Genomic DNA, 17,829 nt, shown 5'->3' on the forward strand with positions numbered 1-17,829 from the left:
TGAACTCCCCCTTAAAGGTCTACCGTATTTTTCAGCTTCACATTCTGCTGTCTGGCTGCAAATGCTGTCGTCGCATCTGTGATCCATCCCCTGAAAAAGTTTGTCACAAGGCCTACCAAAAAGTAGCGCAGCGCAAGCTCAGTCGTATCAAGCCCGAGTGTGGTAATTCCCGCTGCGATGCCTAAAAAGACGAATAATTCCCCCGGATTGACATGCGGAAACAGGCCGTTGTGCGTATGGCACGAATACGAAGCCGCCGCATAATAACTCGGTTTATATTTTTCCGGTAAAAATCGTCCCAGTGACAATGTCATCGGATTGGCCAGAATAAAGGTCCCCGCGGCCGGCAGGATAAAATATCTGCTGAAGGGATTTTTACCTGATTTTTTAGCGATTGCTTCCACCCGCTCCTGACCGACAAACCGGATCAGCGCATTCATCGCAACAAGAAGCATAATGAGCAAAGGCACAATATCTGTCACCAGGCTGACAAAGGTCTCCCCGCCTTCTCTGAATAAGTTCATAAAACCGTTCGCGGCCTTTGTAATCATATCCATTTCATCACCCCGTTTTCTTTTTTTTCCTTACCGGAAATAAATCCGCTAAGCTTTTTTTCTGTTGAAGCTCACCTCCTTTAGAGAGAATGTGATAGCTGTTTAATGCGTCACGAATGGCGATTTGCGTCAGGCGGTCAGCTGTGCTGATATCCTCCTCAGTCAGTGCGGGAAAATATTTTCCGTCAAACCCTTTTAATTGTCTGATTCTTGAGAAAACTGTAAGCCCTTGCATTTTTTTGGCGGCTGTGATGCGGTTTTTTCCGTCAATCGCAAACATCACAACCGTACCGGCCTGCACCCGCGCCGTTCTTTTGCCGATGACCACTCTCCCCAGCTTTCTCAATTTTGCGTATTCTTGATTAAAATGCCTGATCTGCAAGAAACCGAATGCACTTTGCAAAAGCCACGCCAAAGCGATGAAAGCAATCACCCACATCATAGGCGCGGCTCCTTCAATAAAGAGTGCGCGGTTTCGTCTGTCGTAATGAAGCAGTTCATGTAGCCGCCTTTCAAGGCACCGAGGATGGACGGCACTTTTTCTATTGATTCCGCGATGCCGATCGTGTATCTCGTTTGTTTCAGCTGCTCCAGTTCAATCGCTATCGTACGGTCGGAAAGCTCTGAATCCACCAGTGCCCCGTCCCGGTCGTAAAAACGGGAACAAATATCTCCAATTGCTCCAAGCTCATTCAAATCATTGATATCCTTGTCGCCGTAAAAACCCGTCCAGATCATATTGGAAGATTTGATCGGTGCGCCGATTCCGACAACCGCTACTGACAGCTTGCGCCAGAAATCGGATATTTTAGAAAAGTAATGGGATTGCACGATATCCTGCTTCGTTTCTTTTCTCTCTACCACCGCCGAGGCATCAATAAATTGGGCGGTTCCGCCAAAGTCGTTCGCAATGTTATAGACGATTGTATTGACATGATATTTCGTGTCCATTGTGCCCGGACCGCCGACTAAAGGGACAAAATAAGCGTCACGTTTCGGGCAATTATGCAGTTCCCCCACCATTTCGGCCAATGTGCTTCCCCAAGCAAACCCGACGACATCGTTATCTTTTACAATCCGCTTCAAAAGCTCAGCGCCGGCTTTTGCGATCAATGATTTTTTTTCCTGATCGGTCTGGCCCGGCTGAACGGGAATGACGATGGCTTCCTTCAGGCCGAATGCTTGCTCTAATTCTGTCTCTAAATTGATTTGCCCTGCTAACTCATTATCAATGGTAATCTTGACGATTCCTTCCTCACGGGCTTTTTTTAACAGCCTGCTGACTGACGTGCGGTATATGTCGAGCGCTTTTGAAATATCACTTTGCGTCATGTCATGCTCATAATACATTTGAGCGATTTTGACTAAAAGACGCTTTTCATCTCCTTGATTCACCTGTCTCACCCCTTTGCACAAATGTGCAATATATAGTCATATGTGCTATGTTTGCGCTTTCAGTATACGGTTTCATACCAATTGAGTCAATCATTTTTTATATAGAACAAATGAATGATATAAAGCCGATTCGTTTACCTTAATAAATGGAGGTGGCATCATGGATCATTTTGAAGAAGCGTATGAACAATATAAGCACCGCGAGACTGAAAAACAGCCCCCGGCACATCCGGGTGAGGAAGAAATTATCGCTGTCAGAAAAAATGATGACGGCAATATCATCGCCGTGAAGACTAACAGGGGCAGAGAGCTTGATTACCCTTCAGCATTAGCCGAAGCTAAAGCCGGCCTGCTTGCCCACACGGATGTCTTTCATAAATACGGGCGGGATATATTGCGCAGTGAGCCGGACGGGATAAAGGAAAATAATTTAAGCGAGCTGCCTGAGTTTTAACAAAAAAAGCCCTGATGACCAGGGCTTTTGCTTAAAATGATTTTTTGATGTAGCCGGCCAGCCGTTGTGCGCTGTCGGCAATGTCGGCCGCATCGGTGTTCATTACGCCGTAAAACGCGAAAGGCGGCAAATATGTCATGCCGGTAAAATTGCACGTTGCCTGAAACGGTTTTAAAAGCTCGCTCAATGAAAAATGATTGGCGCCGCCGGCCTGGTATTTATCCTCTTCGGCACCGACGGAAACAGCCAGCATCAGTTCCTTTCCGCGGAGCGCTTTTCCTTCAGATCCGTAAGCCCATCCATAAGTCAGCACATGATCAAGCCATTTTTTTAAAAGCGGAGGCGAGCTGTACCAATACAGCGGAAATTGAAAAACAATCCGATCATACTGTTCACACAGCTGCCGCTCCTTCTCCGCGTCAATTTCTTCATTCGGATATTCTTTATAAAGCTCACGGACAGTAATATCATCATGGGTTTTTAATTCCTCCGCCCACGCCTTATTGACGGCCGAGTTTTCCATATCGGGGTGAACGACTAAAACCATTGTTTTCACAGCAACCACACCTTTATCTTTTTGACTATATTTTACTTTATTCCGGTCAGGCAAACAAAAGAAAAGCACCTCCGCATTTTAGATTGTGTCTAAAATGCGGGGTGCACTTCAAAAAGGGCTTTCTTTTTTATTGATTATTCAGGGCTTCCTTCTGTCGTTTCAATATCTTTCGCAAAGTCAGGGTTATCTAAGTTTGCGTTGAAGAAGTCCGCCGTGTTCGGAAGTTTGAGGTTCATGTTCAATTTTTGAGAAATGGTGACGGTGCACTCTTCAATTACATAGTCAAACACGTGCCCCCCGGAATTGCGGCCTTCATCAATGAAATGCAGATGATAGCCGGAAACAGCAATACCGTTCGCGTAACCAGGTGTCCAGAAACCCGCGATCGTTCCGTTAATGTTGTCGAAGTTAAACACAGGCTGTGTTTTTACCGCTTCAACCATCGGCACGTACGGTTTCTCCTGACGTTCTACCGTTCTCGTCTGCACTTTTTTAAATACGCCGTCTAAACGGATCGCATAAAATAAGTTTTTGCTCGGCAGAAGGCTGGCGATTTCCTGTTCAAATTCTTCGCGCGTCATTCTCGCATCAATTTTGTGCGTGATATCCGGTGTAAAGAACGTAAATGAACAGAAAGGTGACAGGTCTCCGCTTTGCACGGGCGTTGCCGTTCCGTCGCCGCGCAGACGGTAAAATTCTCCGTCAAACCCGATCAGTTCGCCGTCCAGTTTGTTAAAGGTGCCGATTCCGAAATCTCCGAATTTCGGAATGTCAGCCATATCAAAATCCCCGTCATACACTCCGTCCAACAGAGAAGTCATCGTTGATACTTGATAGACCTGATCCTCGGGCCGGCTTTTTTTTCCGCGGCTCAGCACTTGAATGTCGCTTGTATTTTGCATATTCCCTTCACTCCTTTTAAGTTTGGTCTGTTCATCTGAAAACAGTTTCGTGGTGCGCAGAGTTAGAGAGCTTTTGCTTTCATTTTTTCTTCAAATTGCTTCGGAAGCATGTCGCTTGAAAGATGGACGTTGTCGCTGTAATCGACCGGAATGTCGATGATAACAGGCCCCTCTGTATTCAAGCCTTTTTGCAGCACGTCTGCAAGCTGTTCCGGTGATTCGACACGCAATCCGGTAGCGCCGAAGCTTTCTGCATACTTTACGATGTCAATGTTTCCGAAATCTACGCATGATGTACGGCTATATTTTTTCATTTGCTGGAACGCAACCATGTCATATGTGCTGTCATTCCAGACAAGATGAACGATAGGTGATTTCAGTCGGACCGCCGTTTCCAATTCCATTGCCGAGAACAGGAAGCCGCCGTCTCCTGATACGGAAACCACTTTTTCACCAGGATTCACTAATGTTGCGGCAATTGCCCAAGGAAGCGCTACGCCCAATGTCTGCATTCCGTTGCTGATCAACAGCTTCAGCGGCTCATAAGCACGGAAATAGCGTGACATCCAAATGGCGTGAGAGCCGATATCGCATGTAACAGTCACATCGTCATCGATTGCGCTGCGTAATTCCTGCACGATTTGCAATGGATGCACTCTGTCGGAATTGTGTTCGGCAGGAGCCTTTTCACTTTCAAGAAGCATTTGTTTTAATTCGTCAAGCACTTCTTGTTTATGGCTGCACATATCAAATGTCACCGCATCATGTTCAATTTGTTTGACAGTGGCGGCGATATCACCTAACAATTCAAGTTCCGGCTGGTATGCATGGTCGATATCCGCCTGAATTTCGTCAAGGTGGATAATAGCGCGGTCGCCTTTTACATTCCAGAACTTCGGATCGTACTCAATCGGATCATAACCGATCGTTAATACGACATCCGCCTGTTCAAGCAGAAGATCGCCCGGCTGGTTGCGGAACAGTCCGATCCGGCCGAAATATTGGTCCTCCAGCTCTCTGGACAATGTGCCGGCACCTTGATATGTTTCCACGAACGGCAGTTTCGTTTTCGCAAGCAATTCACGGATCGCTTTGACCGCTTCCGGTCTGCCGCCTTTCATACCGACTAACAGAACGGGAAGTTTCGCCGTCTGGATTTTTGCAATGGCTGTGCTGATTAATTCTTCCGGTGCAGGTCCTTGTTTCGGTGACGGCACGCTGCGCACGTTTTTCACACTTGTGATTTCATTCACAACATCTTGCGGAAAGCTCACAAAAGCTGCGCCTGCCTGACCTGCTGACGCTGCCCTGAACGCGTTCGTTACCGCTTCTGGTATATTCCCTGTTTCCTGTACTTCTACACTGTATTTTGTAATCGGCTGAAATAACGCCGCGTTGTCCAATGATTGGTGTGTCCGTTTTAACCGGTCGGCCCGAATGACGTTTCCTGCCAGTGCCACTACCGGATCACCTTCTGTATTAGCCGTTAACAATCCGGTTGCTAAATTGGATGCCCCCGGGCCTGAAGTCACCAGGCATACTCCCGGTTTTCCCGTTAACCTTCCGACAGCCGCTGCCATAAACGCAGCGTTTTGTTCATGACGGCACAAAACCAGTTCAGGTCCTTTATCTTTTAACGCATCAAATACCGCATCGATTTTTGCACCCGGAATGCCAAATACATGTGTGACACCTTGCTCCACTAAGCAATCAACAACAAGCTCTGCCCCGCGATTCTTTCCAGAGGTTTTTAATTCATTTGCTGCTTTTGCCAACACCCTCACTCCTTATTATGCATATTAAATATAAAATTTTAAGTAATTTGTGATATTATTCACTATACACTCTTTGGAAATTGACCTCCAATATCAATTCGCCGTATGATTAATATGTTTCACGAATAATTAACCAAAGGAAAGGAATGGTTAAGGATGGAGCTGCGCCACCTCCAATACTTTATTGCCGTTGCCGAAGAACTTCATTTCGGCAAAGCCGCGCTTCGGCTGAATATGACCCAGCCGCCCCTAAGCCAGCAGATCAAACAGCTCGAAAAAGAAGTAGGCGTGACCTTATTGAAGCGGACGAAACGGGTTGTGGAGCTTTCTGCAGCCGGAGAAAGTTTTTTAAAACACAGCAAAAACGCAATCGAACAAATAGACAAAGCGATTGAAATGGCTCAGCGGACAGCCCGGGGGGAACTCGGCCGCCTCGTCGTCGGCTTTGTCGGCTCGGCTACATATGAATTTCTGCCGCCGATCATTCGGGAGTTTCGTGAATTATTCCCCTCCGTTAAGGTAGACCTGCGTGAAATTTCTTCTTTCAGACAGCAAGAAGAGCTCTTAAAGGGGAATATTGATATCGGCATCCTTCATCCGCCTTTGCAGCACTCGGCATTACATATGGAAAAAGTGCAAAGCAGTCCGTGCATTCTCGCTTTGCCGAAACAGCACCCGCTTGCCGCTAAGAAAACAATAGAAATTCAAGATTTAGAAAATGAACCGATTATCACCTTGTCAAAAGAAACATGGCCGACTTTATATCTTGAATTTGTAAATTTCTGTGAACAGGCAGGTTTTAAACCGAAAATCATTCAAGAAGCGACGGAATACCAAATGGTGATTGGATTGGTAAGCGCGGGCATCGGCATTACCTTTGTGCCCTCTTCAGCTAAAAAGCTGTTCAACCTTGAAGTCGCCTACCGGGACATCAATCATATACAGCTTACCGCCGAATGGGTCATCGCCTATCGCAAAGATAACCAAAATCCGATTTTGAAACATTTTCTGGATATTGTGAATAAACGCCAGGCTTTATTACAAGCGAACGTGACAAACACATAAAAAAGGAGGCACGCCGAAGAGCAGCCTCTTTTTTTTTTGTGGCTTTTATGGATTTTTATGAAATTAATAGAAACGCTCAGTACACCTTACAGCCGGTACTCGTATACATACAGTACAACTGATTAGCAGGGATAAAAATACTGGTGCAGCATTTACCTATTCAAAAGGAGGCAGGACATATTTCACACGTAAACGTCATGTTAACCCTGATTTCATTTTTATTGACAATCATTCTTATATTTTGGAGACCAAAAGGATTAAATGAGGCCGTGCCTGCAACACTGGGCGCCATTCTCGTTTTACTATGCGGAACCGTTTCCCTTCATGACTTGTGGGATATTGGGTCAAAAGTCACCGAAGCATCTATTACGATTATTTCCACGATGGTCATGGCTATTGCGTTAGAAAGCTTCGGTTTTTTTTATTGGGTGGCAGCCAAGCTGCTTCATCGAGCAAAAGGATCAGGCATCCGGCTTTTTTGGTTAACGAATCTGCTTTGTTTTTCTATGACTCTTTTCCTGAATAATGACGGCAGTGTGTTAATCACCACCCCCATTTTACTGTTGGTTTTAAAATATCTCGGGCTGAAAAAACATCAAAAAACACCTTATTTGATTAGCGGCGTCTTAATTGCGACAGCAGCAAGCACTCCTATCGGCGTAAGTAATATCGTTAATTTAATTTCCCTTAAAATGATTGGAATGGACCTTTATTTGTATACCAATATGATGTTCGTCCCCGGTATATTGGGGCTTATATTTATGGCGTTCCTGCTGTTTGCTTTCTTTTACAAACGCCTGCCGAAACAGCTGCCCGACATTCCGTCTTATTTTGATTCCTTGGAGCATAAAAGATACCATCCTCTCCAGCCCGGCCCTGAGCTGACAGGAGACAGCCGGACGAAAGTCATGTTTTGTGTCTTGATGTTTGTTTTTTTAGTCAGAATCAGTTTATTTGCAGCTTCGTACACCGGCATACCAGTTTCACTTGTGGCAGTTATCAGCTCTGTTATCCTGCTCAGCTGGAGATGGTATTATTTAAAAATAAGCCCAAAAGATTTATTATTAAAAGCGCCTTGGCATATTTTTGTTTTTGCCTTCACTATGTATATTGTCATCTACGGGCTGCATAATATCGGACTGACCGCATTGCTGGTTCAATATCTTGAGCCTTATGTATCACAAAGCATCGCCCACGCGGCATTTATTATGGGTCCGGCTACATCTGTCCTCTCTAACCTATTTAACAACCATCCCGCCTTAATGATCAGCACCTTGACGTTAACCGAAATGACGATTGACCCATTAACCGCAAAAATCATTTATCTGACAAATATTATCGGCAGTGATATCGGGTCTTTGCTTTTGCCGATCGGAACATTAGCTACACTCATTTGGATGCACATTTTAAAACAGCACGGCGAAAAAGTTTCTTGGAAAGAATACGTGAAAACAACTATCATTGTGATTCCGCTTACTGTCTTATTTACCCTGACTGTTTTATATCTTTGGATCAGTTGGATTTATCTATAGAAGTGGAACAGGTTCAATAAAAAAACTGCCTTCTGTATAAAGAGGCAGTTTTATCATTTATGGAAGATGCATGGTTTTCAAATGATTCAATTTCCAAAAAACCGTATTTCCGCTCGCATCGTTCAGTTCAAGGATATTATCTGAAACATTTTTTAACAGCCCCACTTTGCTCGGCAGATCCCCTAAATCCAATATAATCAGCTGACCGATATATTTTTTTAATTGCTCCTCAAAATTTCGGACAAGCGGGACATTAGAAGGAACAACCGGCAGCTCTGAGCTTTTTAATGTGTAGGGCGTTTGCTCAGTGGAATAAGGAGTCAGCCATTTTAAATGATGCATTGAGATAAAAAGAGTCTTATAAACAGGAGAGAAGAATACGATATAATCATTTAAAACACTTGTTACATATCCATGGATGGAGCGGTCCCCTGTAACGAATACTTCTGTAAATTTGCCTTTTATATTGAGAAGCGTATTCCGGTAAGAAAATGAATTCTCCAGCGTTTCGGAATGCGGATTTTCTTTTTTTGTGTATGCTCCTTCATTTAAATCGCCCGGAAACGCCAGATTCATCCGCTGAAGGTGCAATAGCGGTATATATAAAAAATGCCGGCCGTCATAAATCACAATGATATCCTGCCCGATATCTAACAGAGTCCCTGTGAAATTTGTATTTCCCGAAATCTCGATGTCTACTTGTTTATCCAGAAACTTGCTCAAACCAGCCATTTGTTTCCCCCTCTCCGCCTTATTTGTCATTCATCGCTTTCACTTACGGCCGCGCTTCCACCGATAATCCACCGTTCTTAACACCGTTGCGTAATTGTATGAGTCCTCTTTGTATGAGTCCTCTTCTCTTCTTTTTGAGGATCGATGTGATCTTGAAGATCGTGATGAAGTCCCAGTTCTTCTAGAAGAAGTATGTGACGGCACCTCTTCTGATTTCTCCTCAACGGACTCCTTCTCATTTTCTTCCTCTTCTTTTTTAGCCGCACCTTTAGAACCCGCGCTGATGCTTTTGATATGAAAAGGATGAATCCGCAGAACTTCTTTATCCTTTACAAGGGTATAGTGACCTTCCGAATTATCAACAAGTATACCTTCTACGGCTTCCGGACCCCCGCGGTTGATGGAAACCCATTTGTGGGTCATGCTTTTAAATATACCGTGAAAGTCATCAGCCATTTCATAGTCCGCTGGCTCATCAGCTTCGTCATCTGCCGCATTTTCCACGCTTACACTTTTAATATGGTCCGTGTTAAAGTACACAATCCCGTCATCCTCGGTTTCCAGCACAAGGAAATCATCTCCGGCTTCGTGAAGCTTTCCCTTTTTTGATTCCGGACCGCCCTGATTCAATTGAACAGTCTGGCTGATCATCCGGTGAATCAATTCTTGAAAGTCATCAGCCTCTGCACATTCAATTGCCTCAGCCGGAGATAAGGTATTATTCGTATCTTCAGTAATGCTTTTGACATGCTTCCATTGATAATAAACGATGTTATTATCAACCTGAAGAGCGATATAATCCGGTTTGATATCTGCTAATCTGCCGGTCTTAGACTCAGGACCTCCCCGGTAGACAGTAATCACCTTTCCTTCCATCGAATTTAGAAAGTTGTAATCAGACCGTTGCCGATTCGTATTGCGTCTCATCTATTGTCCTCCTAGTTATTTATACATATTGGCAAACCATAATGCATATATACGTATCCCGATTATTTTAGGAACTGGTTCACCAGCCTATTTGTATAAAATCCTTCTTTCTGCCCAATTCAGACATTCCATTGTCTTAATTCACTCATAATGAAGGCTGACCGTTCTTTAATATATTCGCAGATCACATCGGGCTCCCGATCAAAGCGGTCAATCTCATCTTTTTTATAAGGATCGTTCAGAACATAAGGCCTGATTTGCTCATAGAGCGACATGACTTTCGGTTTCATATGTTCAATTGTAAATTGCGTTTTGAGCGTCTCATCCAAAATCCTTTGATACGCTTTGCGGAAATACGGTTCATCCAGAAGTCTGGCCGTCAAAGTATTAAACCCCTGGATTCTGACATAATCCGCATCCATCCGCTCCCCGTGAATGTCTCTTCCCCACGTGGCATCGTAGTCCCATGGGATGACTTCAAACAGACCTGTTTCATGATTCCTGTACAATGCGTAATTATGAACAAACCCGTCGTAGTTTGACGTAAAGACGATCCCGGCAAGCCACCGCAAATATTTATCCACATGCAAGTGCTTCACAATTTCCGCCTTGAACCCTGACTTTGGCACCGTATTAATTTTATAGATCATATCCTGTAAGCGGAAATCGTCTTCTTCCGTTCCCGTTTTCTTTTCATATCCCAGTTCAAGTGATGTTTTCGTATCCCGCTCAAGGTCGCTGACGAGTGAGAAATTGGCGTCATCATCAACCGCGTAAAATATAGCGCCTTTGGCCATGTTCCTTTTCGCCAGAAAGTATTCATCTACTGATTCAAGCTCAAGATAAATCCCTTCATTTTTACCGTTAATTTGGATGGAAACGAACTCCGCCCTCGGTGACAGTGTCCCAAGCTCTGCGAAAAAATCCAGAGACAGTTTGTTCCGCATCATGGACGGGTCTTTGTACTCGGCATTCAAATGGATTTCTTTAGCTCCGCGAAACGTTTTTGGCTGATAAAAGGCGATGTGATACGATTTTTTCTTAAAATCTCTTATATGGGAGCCGCGATACGCCAGATCAATATCCAGCCGTTTTTGTCTAACCCTCAGCACAGCGGGCACCGGATCATCATCCCAGATGTCTTTTTTCAGCTCCCGTAAGTCTTTCGGATGAACAAACAGCTGGTACAGAGGCAATGTTGATTGGTTTTTCACCTGTAAACCCCCTTGCAGAATTTTAGGCTATTCCATTTTTACAAAACTCAGCAGAACACTTATACACTTTTTTCATCCCAGCGTACTATGTGGTAGTAAGGAGCGCATCCTTAAACTAAATTTCAAAGAGGAGGTTTCAAAATGGGCCACTATTCCCATTCTGATATCAAAGAAGCGGTAAGATCCGCAAGCAACGAGGGATTGAAAAGTTATTTGTACCAAGAACCGCACAGCAGAAAAAGCAGTAAGAAAAAATCTCGCAGCCATAAAAAATCTTTCTGTTCTCATAAAAGATCTCGCAGCCACAAAAAATCTTTCTGTTCTCACAAAAAATCTCGCAGCCATAAAAAATCTTTCTGTTCTCACAAAAGATCACGCAGCCATAAAAAATCTTTCTGTTCTCACAAAAGATCCCGCAGCCATAAAAAATCTTTCTGTTCTCGCAAAAGATCCCGCAGCCATAAAAAATCTTTCTGTTCTCGCAAAAGATCCTGTAGCCATAAAAAATCTTTCTGTTCTCGCAAAAGATCCCGCAGCCATAAAAAATCCTGCCGTTCTCACAAAAAATCACGCAGCCATAAAAAAAATTGCCGTTCCAAAAAACGCACTTACAAAAAACCTTACCGTTCTCAAAAGAAAAAACAAAACGGCAAAAAAGACGATTACTGCAGCAAAACAGAGTATTGGAAAGACGGAAGTATATGGGTTGTAAAAAAATCCTACAAATAATCCGTGAAAAACCGAATATTGTTTGTATATAGGCTGCCGGCTAACGGAAGCCTTTTTTTCCTCCGCTTTTTCCTCATATAGATATATGTCACGAGATAAGATATGCAACCCGGTCTCTTTTGTTGTTTTTCCGGAATTTCTTTCGTTATAATTAATTCATACTCTAAGAAAGGCGGCCGATGTCATGTATACATTACGAGCGGAGGAGCTTAGCGGAAAGGACATCTACAAATTGCTTTCGGGCACCGTGGTACCGCGGCCGATCGCATTTGTCACTACGCTTTCATCCATTAACAGCGCTATAAACGCAGCGCCATTCAGTTTTTATAACGTTGTCAGTGCAGACCCGCCGCTTCTCGCCATCTCTGTCAGCAGAGCGGACGGACGACAGAAGGATACCGCCAGAAACGCGCTGGCGAATAAGGAATTTGTCGTGCATGTCAGCGATGAGTCGATCATTGAGGACATTAACAAAACGGCGGCACAACTTGACCCTGACGCCAGTGAACTTGATCTGACAGCCCTGTCCGCTGCAGAAAGCGCCTGTGTCAGCGTACCCGGCATTAAAGAAGCAAAAGTCAGATTTGAATGCAGACTGGAGCACCATCTTCCGTTCCAAAATGACCGCGGGGAAACCACGACTGACCTCATCATCGGCAGAGTCGTTTGTTTTCATTTAGACGATAAAGTATACGATGCAGGTAAAGGCTACATACGGACGGATGCATTACAGCCCGCAGCGAGGCTTGCGGGGAATGAGTACGCCAAACTCGGTGAGAAATATACGCTTGTTCGTCCAACCTGAAACAATCGCTATTATAATAGAAGAAACTAGTCAAAAAGACCCTTTTTACAAAGGGGCTTTTTTCATTTATTTATAAAATTAAAAGGGTCTTTAAGCTGCATACCCGCTCCCTGCACAGGGTGCCAAAACGCATTTGCGTGATGAGCTTCCAGCTGTCAGGAATGTTCCGCTCTTTTTTCACTTCATCACCAACAAACTGCAGCATGCCTGATGATTGTTCAGACCACATAGGGAAACTGTCAGTGTATGGGGAATTTCATTGAACCGCTCGCTATTTTCCAACAACTTTCCCTGAACAATTCAGAGAATCTCTTCGTTTTAAATCGTTTTATATTTTTCATTTCTTCTGAGATCCATCATATCCGCATGGCGCAGAACTTTTACGATGGTTATGCGTAAATAAAAGAAGACAGGAAAGGAGTAAGTGATATGGATGTGCTTCATATTTTTATCATCCTGCTGACCGCAGCTGCCGTCATTGCTGTTTTTTATTATGCCGCCCGAAGGATATATAACATCCCCAAACAAAACGGGCATTATGAACACGTGAATGGGGTTCATAAATGGATTGAAATCGGAATGATTATTTCTTATTTCGTTATCATTGTTTTTTATCAAAATATTTTTCTGTTCACCTTGTATTTTTCTTTATTTTTTCTCGTAAGAGCTGTTATGGAATGGAGGTACAGACCGGAAGAGAAGCAATATATCCTCAATTTAATTAATATATGCCTCATTTTTGTGTTTGGAATAATACTATTTTTTACGAATGGATAAGTGTTATTTTTGAAGGAGCTCACACACTATTTTCTTTCCGAAAAACATTTCCTTAAACCCTTTTCATAACGAAAATAAATCAAAACCAATCCCTTCAAAACGAAAGATTCTATGATAAAATATTGTCTATCCAAATGAAGGAAGGTGAAGCCTTTGGAACATGAATACAGCATTCCTCATCTTGTTCTTGATGAAACGGATAAAAATATTCTCTCTATTTTGCACGAGGAAGGCAGGATTTCTTATACAGACCTCGGAAAGCGGGTTAATCTATCGCGGGTAGCCGTTCAAAACCGTATTCAGCACTTAATGGAGGCCGGTGTGATTGAAAAATTCACCGCCGTCATTAATCCGGCGAAAATCGGCCATCATGTGTCTGTATTTTTCAATGTGGAGGTGGAGCCGCAGCATTTAGAGGCAACGGCATTAAAGCTGGAGCAGGAGCCTGCGGTCACAAGCCTTTATCATATGACCGGGCCGAGCAAGCTGCATATGCACGGCATTTTCGCAAATGATCAGGACATGGAAGAGTTTCTGACAAAGCGGCTCTATACGCAAAAAGGCGTCGTCAGTGTCGATTGTCAAATGCTGATTAAGCGATATAAAAGCAGAATGGGCATGAAATTGTAAGGGGGAAACATCAATGAAGCATCCCTATCGGGACATTGCGGCGGCGATGGTGCGCACCGGCATATTGGGATTCGGGGGCGGCCCGTCCGTTATTCCTTTGATCCGCCATGAAGCCGTGAACAAATATAAGTGGATAGATGATGATGAATTCGGGGAAATTTTAGCGATCGCAAACGCACTGCCGGGCCCGATCGCCACAAAAATGGCTGCATATCTCGGCTACAAGCAAAAAGGAGCGCTTGGCGCCGCGCTTTCTGTCGCCGCTCATATTTTGCCGACCTGCTTTGCCATGGTCGCTTTGTTTGCGGCCGTTAATGTGATCAGCCGCTCCTCCGTTGTCTCAGGAATGATCGGAGCCGTGACGCCGGTCATTGCTGTCATGCTCGGCATCATGGCCTATGAATTCGGACAAAAGGCCGTCAAAGGGTTCGGCTGGGTGACGGGCATTTTGTTTTTTGCGATTGCGTTTATCGGCCTGCAGACATTTTCCATTAATCCGGGCATTGTGATTATTATTTTTCTCGCATACGGCGCTTTTCACTTTAAGCTGAAAGCACAGCTGACGCGTAAGAAAAAAGATAAAGGGATGACCGCATAATGCTATTATTTCATATCTTTCTGGCCTTTTTCATTTCGAATTTGTTAGGGTACGGGGGCGGTCCGGCCTCTATTCCGCTGATGTTTGACCCTATATATAAATACGGCTGGATGTCCGGCGGCGAGCTTTCCAATATGCTGGCGCTCGCCAATGCTCTCCCCGGCCCGATCGCCACAAAGATCGCGGCCTATGTCGGCTATAGCGCAGGGAGCTGGCCGGGTTTTATTCTCGCACTGGCCGCGACGGTTTTGCCGTCTGCCATCGCGCTGATCGTGCTGCTGCGGATCATCCGGCGCTTCCGCCAATCTCCGGTTATGAAAGGCATGACTCTGGCCGTTCAGCCTGTGATCGCGGTCATGATGCTTGTTCTCACATACAAAATCGGCGCCGACGGCATACATGCCATCGGCTGGGTTCAATCCTTGGTTATTGCTGCTATTTCACTTGTTGCGCTAACTAAATTAAAATGGCACCCGGCGATTCTGATCGTGGCGGCTTTCGTATACGGAGGGCTGGTTATTCCTCATATATAATTGTTTATTTCGGACCGGCGTTGTGGTTTATGATGGTGTTCGTTTCCATTTTTTGATTCATGTTTAGTGGGAGTGACATGAAAAAAAGCAGGTTTCGCTGCCTGCTTTTTGACTTTATTAAAGTTCATTACTTTTCTTTTTTTCAATTGACGCCGTACCTTATTATTTTCCATAGCGATAATTCTTTCTATTTTGAAAAATCAATTCGTTATATCATAATTTTGTTTAATTTTTTCTAATAAGTCTATCACTTGATCCCTATGTTCTGGCACCCTCTTCAAATAATCATCAGAAACATTTGTTAAGTAATGATAGAACGTTAAATAATCAACAATAACAGAAACATCTTCGCCTGCCGTCCCATTTAAAAACTCTACACCATTTTCAAAGTAGTCTTCTTCCCAAGGTTCCATAGAGCTAGCAAACGTACATAAATGATATTCGTCTCCATAACCAAGTTCTTCTGCAAAATTCTTTAGTACTTTTAAAAATTCTCTATCAGTTATTGAATTAAAGTAGTCAATCATTGGCCCAATATCTTTGTTATTTTCCATTACTGTATATCAACCCTTTTATTAATATCAATTAAGATTCCCATCAAGAACAGGTTTCGCGAAAGTTTTTTTCTTCACCTTCAACAATGTTCCCGGCAATTTTGATCGTGCGGCGTTCGTATACGGAGGGCTTGTTATTCCGCATATATAATAGCGTTTTCTTCGCCCAGCATTGTGGTTTATAATGGTGTGCGCTGTCATTTTCTGCTTCATGTTTGAGCTGTTTAATGGATGGAGCTCCCACGTTCAGCTTTTGCGGGAGTGACATGAAAAAAAGCAGGTTTCACTGCCTGCTTTTTATTGTTTCAGTATTCATGATTAAGTTCTTTCATAAAAATCCGATCCAGCTGTTTCACTAGTTCATTCGGCTCTTCGCACATTACATCTTCTAAGGGACGTTCCCATTCTTCGTTTTTAATGAGCTCTTTCCCATAGCTTCCTGTCAGGTCTCCCTCGGGATACCCCCCAACATCCAGCAGCAAGTTTTTCATTTTATGAGAAATTTGCAGCAGATCCTGATTAAAATCAAATAACCATGCTTCATCTTCAGCTCCCAGAGCTTTAGGGTTCGTATCTTTTAATGTATTGTAGTCAATTGTCCAGCCGTCGGGAATCTTAAGCCTTAATAAATTGGGCGGGTCTTGTGTGAAAGGCTTTAGGTTATCTAAAACACCGCTGCCAACATTCCAAATGACCGACTCTAATTTGACCACTAAGCTCTCAATATCCAAAACTGAATCTTCTTCCCATGTCTCCTTTTTTTTTTTTCATGTCGTTAGACTGTTTAGATAATGTAATCGCAGTAGCGTGTGTTTCAAAATCAACACCTAATAACTGCTCCCTGTGTAATTTCCTGTGAGATTATAAAATTTCGAAATAAAGACTGTTTTTATCTATTTTATACCCCTGCGTTACATTTCCTTCTTTATCCCATTGCTTTTCAGAAATAAGTATGAAGTGTTCATCCTTCATTCAGTGCATTAAAATAAGTTTTTAAGAAAAAAATGATAAGCAGCATAGCAGAATTTTTTAATGATTAATTTCCCTGACTAATACGGCTTCTCCATTTTTCTCAATATCTTCGTTCAGCCAACTGCTTTCTTCTTCTCTAAATTTATAAAATCTCAATGTTGCATAGCCCTCATCAACAGTTAATATTAATATAAATTTATGCTCCGGAAAACTTTCATTTAGCTGATGCTCCCAACCATCCATTACATGAAACGCGTATATTAAAACTTCATCTTCAGACAAATTTTCATTGTCTAAACAATCATTAACACGCAGTTCATTACATGAAGCTTCATAGCCTGTTTTATCTCCATACATTTTCAATATTCTATCCCAATTAATAGATTGAGTATTGGATAATTCATTTTCTAAATCCAGAATAAAGCAATCGTCTATTTTAACTATATTTGGAGAGATAACTTTCTCTAAACTAGAAAGTTCTGTTTTTTTCGCATAGCTCAAGTCATTGATTACTGTATCCTTTATTTTTTTCATTTTGTCATTCATATATTCCATATTTACTTACACTCCTATACTAAAAGATAGGATCCTCTCCTAAAAATTTCATCCCTTTATTTATGGCTTTTTGGACATCTTTATCCTTGAGAATTTTTTAGATTTTACTAGGTGCATCTTCACCTGTTTTTTGGTTATAAAACTTTTTCGTTTCGATATCAAAGTACCATTTTTTGTTATTAGGTTCATGATAGTGAATTTGGCCTTCTCTTTGTCCCGGATTAGGATTTTCAATATCGATTCTTTCAGTTTTTCCATTTTGCCATGTTGTTTTACTTGCAAATTGAGTCCCTTTTTCACCAAAAAGTTTTTTGTTAGTCCCGCCGCCATTCCCCACCATCTTCACAATCCCAAAGTCTTTCACAGCGGTCTTTTCGACATCTGCGCGGACTCTCGGAAGGCCGATTGGGAAGCCGTTCGTTGTTACGGGCTGTTCTGCGTATACCCGGACTTTTGTCGGGACTTTGGCGGCAAGGCCGTAGGCGCTCATTTCCGCCTTACCCGTTGGAGAACGACCCGATTGGAGCCCGCTGCCTTCCGAAAGCCGTTCGACAACGGACAGTTATAATA

The 17,829-nt window shown here is 43.2% G+C and carries 21 protein-coding genes and 2 pseudogenes; 9 read left to right on the forward strand and 14 right to left on the reverse strand.

Features of this window, described 5'->3' with window-relative positions; translation table 11 throughout:
• Positions 1 to 11: 11 nt before the first annotated feature.
• Genes srlA through KY305_RS02495 form a run of 3 tightly spaced genes read right to left on the reverse strand, consistent with a single transcriptional unit; the run spans position 12 to position 1,949 of the window.
• A complete protein-coding gene (srlA, locus tag KY305_RS02485) occupies positions 12 to 557 on the reverse strand; it encodes a PTS glucitol/sorbitol transporter subunit IIC (RefSeq protein ID WP_214802359.1) in 546 nt (181 codons plus the stop codon).
• A 4-nt stretch (positions 558 to 561) separates the two neighbouring features.
• The gene (locus KY305_RS02490) at positions 562 to 996 is read right to left on the reverse strand and encodes a transcriptional regulator GutM (protein ID WP_223061209.1); all 435 of its coding nucleotides are present in this window, start codon (positions 994 to 996) and stop codon (positions 562 to 564) included.
• Complete coding sequence (locus KY305_RS02495; RefSeq protein WP_223061210.1) at positions 993 to 1,949, reverse strand: sugar-binding transcriptional regulator; 957 nt, start codon at positions 1,947 to 1,949, stop codon at positions 993 to 995. Before KY305_RS02495 ends, KY305_RS02490 begins: the two co-directional genes overlap by 4 nt.
• 160 nt (positions 1,950 to 2,109) lie before the next feature.
• On the opposite strand from KY305_RS02495, the gene KY305_RS02500 reads away from it, so the two are divergent.
• On the forward strand, positions 2,110 to 2,403 hold the full coding sequence (locus KY305_RS02500) for a DUF3892 domain-containing protein (RefSeq protein ID WP_223061211.1): 294 nt from the start codon (positions 2,110 to 2,112) through the stop codon (positions 2,401 to 2,403).
• Between the two features lie 31 nt (positions 2,404 to 2,434).
• Here the strand turns inward: KY305_RS02500 and KY305_RS02505 are convergent, their stop codons facing one another.
• The 3 genes from KY305_RS02505 to alsS form a co-directional block, all read right to left on the reverse strand.
• Positions 2,435 to 2,959 (reverse strand): NAD(P)H-dependent oxidoreductase, encoded by a 525-nt coding sequence (locus tag KY305_RS02505; RefSeq protein ID WP_223061212.1) that lies wholly within the window; start codon positions 2,957 to 2,959, stop codon positions 2,435 to 2,437.
• 134 nt (positions 2,960 to 3,093) lie between these two features.
• Positions 3,094 to 3,861 carry an acetolactate decarboxylase gene (gene budA, locus KY305_RS02510; protein ID WP_214802343.1) on the reverse strand — a complete coding sequence of 256 codons (768 nt, stop codon included), beginning with the start codon at positions 3,859 to 3,861 and terminating at the stop codon, positions 3,094 to 3,096.
• A gap of 62 nt (positions 3,862 to 3,923) precedes the next feature.
• On the reverse strand, positions 3,924 to 5,636 hold the full coding sequence (alsS, locus tag KY305_RS02515; RefSeq protein WP_223061213.1) for an acetolactate synthase AlsS: 1,713 nt from the start codon (positions 5,634 to 5,636) through the stop codon (positions 3,924 to 3,926).
• 156 nt (positions 5,637 to 5,792) lie between these two features.
• Between alsS and alsR the strand changes: the two genes are divergently transcribed.
• On the forward strand, positions 5,793 to 6,701 hold the full coding sequence (gene alsR, locus KY305_RS02520) for an acetoin biosynthesis transcriptional regulator AlsR (protein ID WP_223061214.1): 909 nt from the start codon (positions 5,793 to 5,795) through the stop codon (positions 6,699 to 6,701).
• Between the two features lie 197 nt (positions 6,702 to 6,898).
• Entirely contained in the window at positions 6,899 to 8,233 is a 1,335-nt protein-coding gene (locus KY305_RS02525; RefSeq protein WP_396021506.1) for an arsenic transporter, read from the forward strand.
• 57 nt (positions 8,234 to 8,290) lie between these two features.
• Here the strand turns inward: KY305_RS02525 and KY305_RS02530 are convergent, their stop codons facing one another.
• The 3 genes from KY305_RS02530 to KY305_RS02540 all read right to left on the reverse strand — a co-directional run bounded on the left by KY305_RS02530 (position 8,291) and on the right by KY305_RS02540 (position 11,106).
• Complete coding sequence (locus tag KY305_RS02530; protein ID WP_223061215.1) at positions 8,291 to 8,965, reverse strand: DUF2642 domain-containing protein; 675 nt, start codon at positions 8,963 to 8,965, stop codon at positions 8,291 to 8,293.
• A 39-nt stretch (positions 8,966 to 9,004) separates the two neighbouring features.
• Complete coding sequence (locus KY305_RS02535) at positions 9,005 to 9,892, reverse strand: spore coat protein (RefSeq protein ID WP_223061216.1); 888 nt, start codon at positions 9,890 to 9,892, stop codon at positions 9,005 to 9,007.
• Between the two features lie 119 nt (positions 9,893 to 10,011).
• Complete coding sequence (locus tag KY305_RS02540) at positions 10,012 to 11,106, reverse strand: CotH kinase family protein (RefSeq protein ID WP_223061217.1); 1,095 nt, start codon at positions 11,104 to 11,106, stop codon at positions 10,012 to 10,014.
• A 141-nt stretch (positions 11,107 to 11,247) separates the two neighbouring features.
• Between KY305_RS02540 and KY305_RS02545 the strand changes: the two genes are divergently transcribed.
• Both KY305_RS02545 and KY305_RS02550 read left to right on the forward strand, forming a co-directional pair.
• Positions 11,248 to 11,835, forward strand: coding sequence for a CotG/ExsB N-terminal domain-containing protein (locus KY305_RS02545; protein WP_223061218.1), 588 nt, complete (start codon positions 11,248 to 11,250; stop codon positions 11,833 to 11,835).
• Positions 11,836 to 12,019: 184 nt separating this feature from the next.
• Positions 12,020 to 12,640, forward strand: a complete 621-nt coding sequence (locus tag KY305_RS02550; RefSeq protein WP_223061219.1) for a flavin reductase family protein — start codon at positions 12,020 to 12,022, stop codon at positions 12,638 to 12,640.
• A 70-nt stretch (positions 12,641 to 12,710) separates the two neighbouring features.
• Here the strand turns inward: KY305_RS02550 and KY305_RS02555 are convergent, their stop codons facing one another.
• Positions 12,711 to 12,869 (reverse strand): hypothetical protein, encoded by a 159-nt coding sequence (locus KY305_RS02555; RefSeq protein WP_396021501.1) that lies wholly within the window; start codon positions 12,867 to 12,869, stop codon positions 12,711 to 12,713.
• 200 nt (positions 12,870 to 13,069) lie between these two features.
• Here KY305_RS02555 and KY305_RS02560 point away from each other — a divergent pair, with 200 nt between their 5' ends.
• The 4 genes from KY305_RS02560 (at position 13,070) to chrA (ending at position 15,178) form a co-directional block, all read left to right on the forward strand.
• Positions 13,070 to 13,417, forward strand: a complete 348-nt coding sequence (locus KY305_RS02560; protein WP_223061220.1) for a DUF4181 domain-containing protein — start codon at positions 13,070 to 13,072, stop codon at positions 13,415 to 13,417.
• Positions 13,418 to 13,570: 153 nt separating this feature from the next.
• On the forward strand, positions 13,571 to 14,047 hold the full coding sequence (gene chrS, locus KY305_RS02565) for a chromate efflux transcriptional regulator ChrS (RefSeq protein ID WP_223061221.1): 477 nt from the start codon (positions 13,571 to 13,573) through the stop codon (positions 14,045 to 14,047).
• A 13-nt stretch (positions 14,048 to 14,060) separates the two neighbouring features.
• Positions 14,061 to 14,645, forward strand: coding sequence for a chromate efflux transporter ChrB (gene chrB, locus KY305_RS02570; protein WP_223061222.1), 585 nt, complete (start codon positions 14,061 to 14,063; stop codon positions 14,643 to 14,645).
• Complete coding sequence (chrA, locus tag KY305_RS02575; protein WP_223061223.1) at positions 14,645 to 15,178, forward strand: chromate efflux transporter ChrA; 534 nt, start codon at positions 14,645 to 14,647, stop codon at positions 15,176 to 15,178. Before chrB ends, chrA begins: the two co-directional genes overlap by 1 nt.
• A gap of 200 nt (positions 15,179 to 15,378) precedes the next feature.
• Here the strand turns inward: chrA and cdiI are convergent, their stop codons facing one another.
• The 4 genes and pseudogenes from cdiI to KY305_RS02595 all read right to left on the reverse strand — a co-directional run.
• Positions 15,379 to 15,732, reverse strand: a complete 354-nt coding sequence (gene cdiI, locus KY305_RS02580; RefSeq protein WP_223061224.1) for a ribonuclease toxin immunity protein CdiI — start codon at positions 15,730 to 15,732, stop codon at positions 15,379 to 15,381.
• Positions 15,733 to 16,037: 305 nt separating this feature from the next.
• Positions 16,038 to 16,478: pseudogene (locus KY305_RS02585) on the reverse strand (hypothetical protein); the annotation flags it as partial.
• 283 nt (positions 16,479 to 16,761) lie between these two features.
• Entirely contained in the window at positions 16,762 to 17,259 is a 498-nt protein-coding gene (locus KY305_RS02590) for a hypothetical protein (RefSeq protein ID WP_223061226.1), read from the reverse strand.
• Between the two features lie 19 nt (positions 17,260 to 17,278).
• A pseudogene (locus KY305_RS02595) lies at positions 17,279 to 17,725 on the reverse strand (T7SS effector LXG polymorphic toxin); the annotation flags it as partial.
• Between the last annotated feature and the right edge of the window lie 104 nt (positions 17,726 to 17,829).

It is taken from the genome of Bacillus sp. YC2 (assembly GCF_019891195.1).
Classification (GTDB): Bacteria; Bacillota; Bacilli; order Bacillales; family Bacillaceae; genus Bacillus.

Coding starts and splice junctions, on each gene's coding strand:
- KY305_RS02490 (WP_223061209.1), bottom strand. CDS start 996: ATGATGTGGGTGATTGCTTTCATCGCTTTGGCGTGGCTTTTGCAAAGT.
- KY305_RS02500 (WP_223061211.1), top strand. CDS start 2,110: ATGGATCATTTTGAAGAAGCGTATGAACAATATAAGCACCGCGAGACT.
- KY305_RS02590 (WP_223061226.1), bottom strand. CDS start 17,259: ATGGAATATATGAATGACAAAATGAAAAAAATAAAGGATACAGTAATC.
- chrB (WP_223061222.1), top strand. CDS start 14,061: ATGAAGCATCCCTATCGGGACATTGCGGCGGCGATGGTGCGCACCGGC.
- KY305_RS02535 (WP_223061216.1), bottom strand. CDS start 9,892: ATGAGACGCAATACGAATCGGCAACGGTCTGATTACAACTTTCTAAAT.
- KY305_RS02545 (WP_223061218.1), top strand. CDS start 11,248: ATGGGCCACTATTCCCATTCTGATATCAAAGAAGCGGTAAGATCCGCA.
- KY305_RS02530 (WP_223061215.1), bottom strand. CDS start 8,965: ATGGCTGGTTTGAGCAAGTTTCTGGATAAACAAGTAGACATCGAGATT.
- alsR (WP_223061214.1), top strand. CDS start 5,793: ATGGAGCTGCGCCACCTCCAATACTTTATTGCCGTTGCCGAAGAACTT.
- srlA (WP_214802359.1), bottom strand. CDS start 557: ATGGATATGATTACAAAGGCCGCGAACGGTTTTATGAACTTATTCAGA.
- cdiI (WP_223061224.1), bottom strand. CDS start 15,732: ATGGAAAATAACAAAGATATTGGGCCAATGATTGACTACTTTAATTCA.
- KY305_RS02555 (WP_396021501.1), bottom strand. CDS start 12,869: ATGTGGTCTGAACAATCATCAGGCATGCTGCAGTTTGTTGGTGATGAA.
- chrA (WP_223061223.1), top strand. CDS start 14,645: ATGCTATTATTTCATATCTTTCTGGCCTTTTTCATTTCGAATTTGTTA.
- KY305_RS02525 (WP_396021506.1), top strand. CDS start 6,899: ATGTTAACCCTGATTTCATTTTTATTGACAATCATTCTTATATTTTGG.
- KY305_RS02550 (WP_223061219.1), top strand. CDS start 12,020: ATGTATACATTACGAGCGGAGGAGCTTAGCGGAAAGGACATCTACAAA.
- budA (WP_214802343.1), bottom strand. CDS start 3,861: ATGCAAAATACAAGCGACATTCAAGTGCTGAGCCGCGGAAAAAAAAGC.
- KY305_RS02560 (WP_223061220.1), top strand. CDS start 13,070: ATGGATGTGCTTCATATTTTTATCATCCTGCTGACCGCAGCTGCCGTC.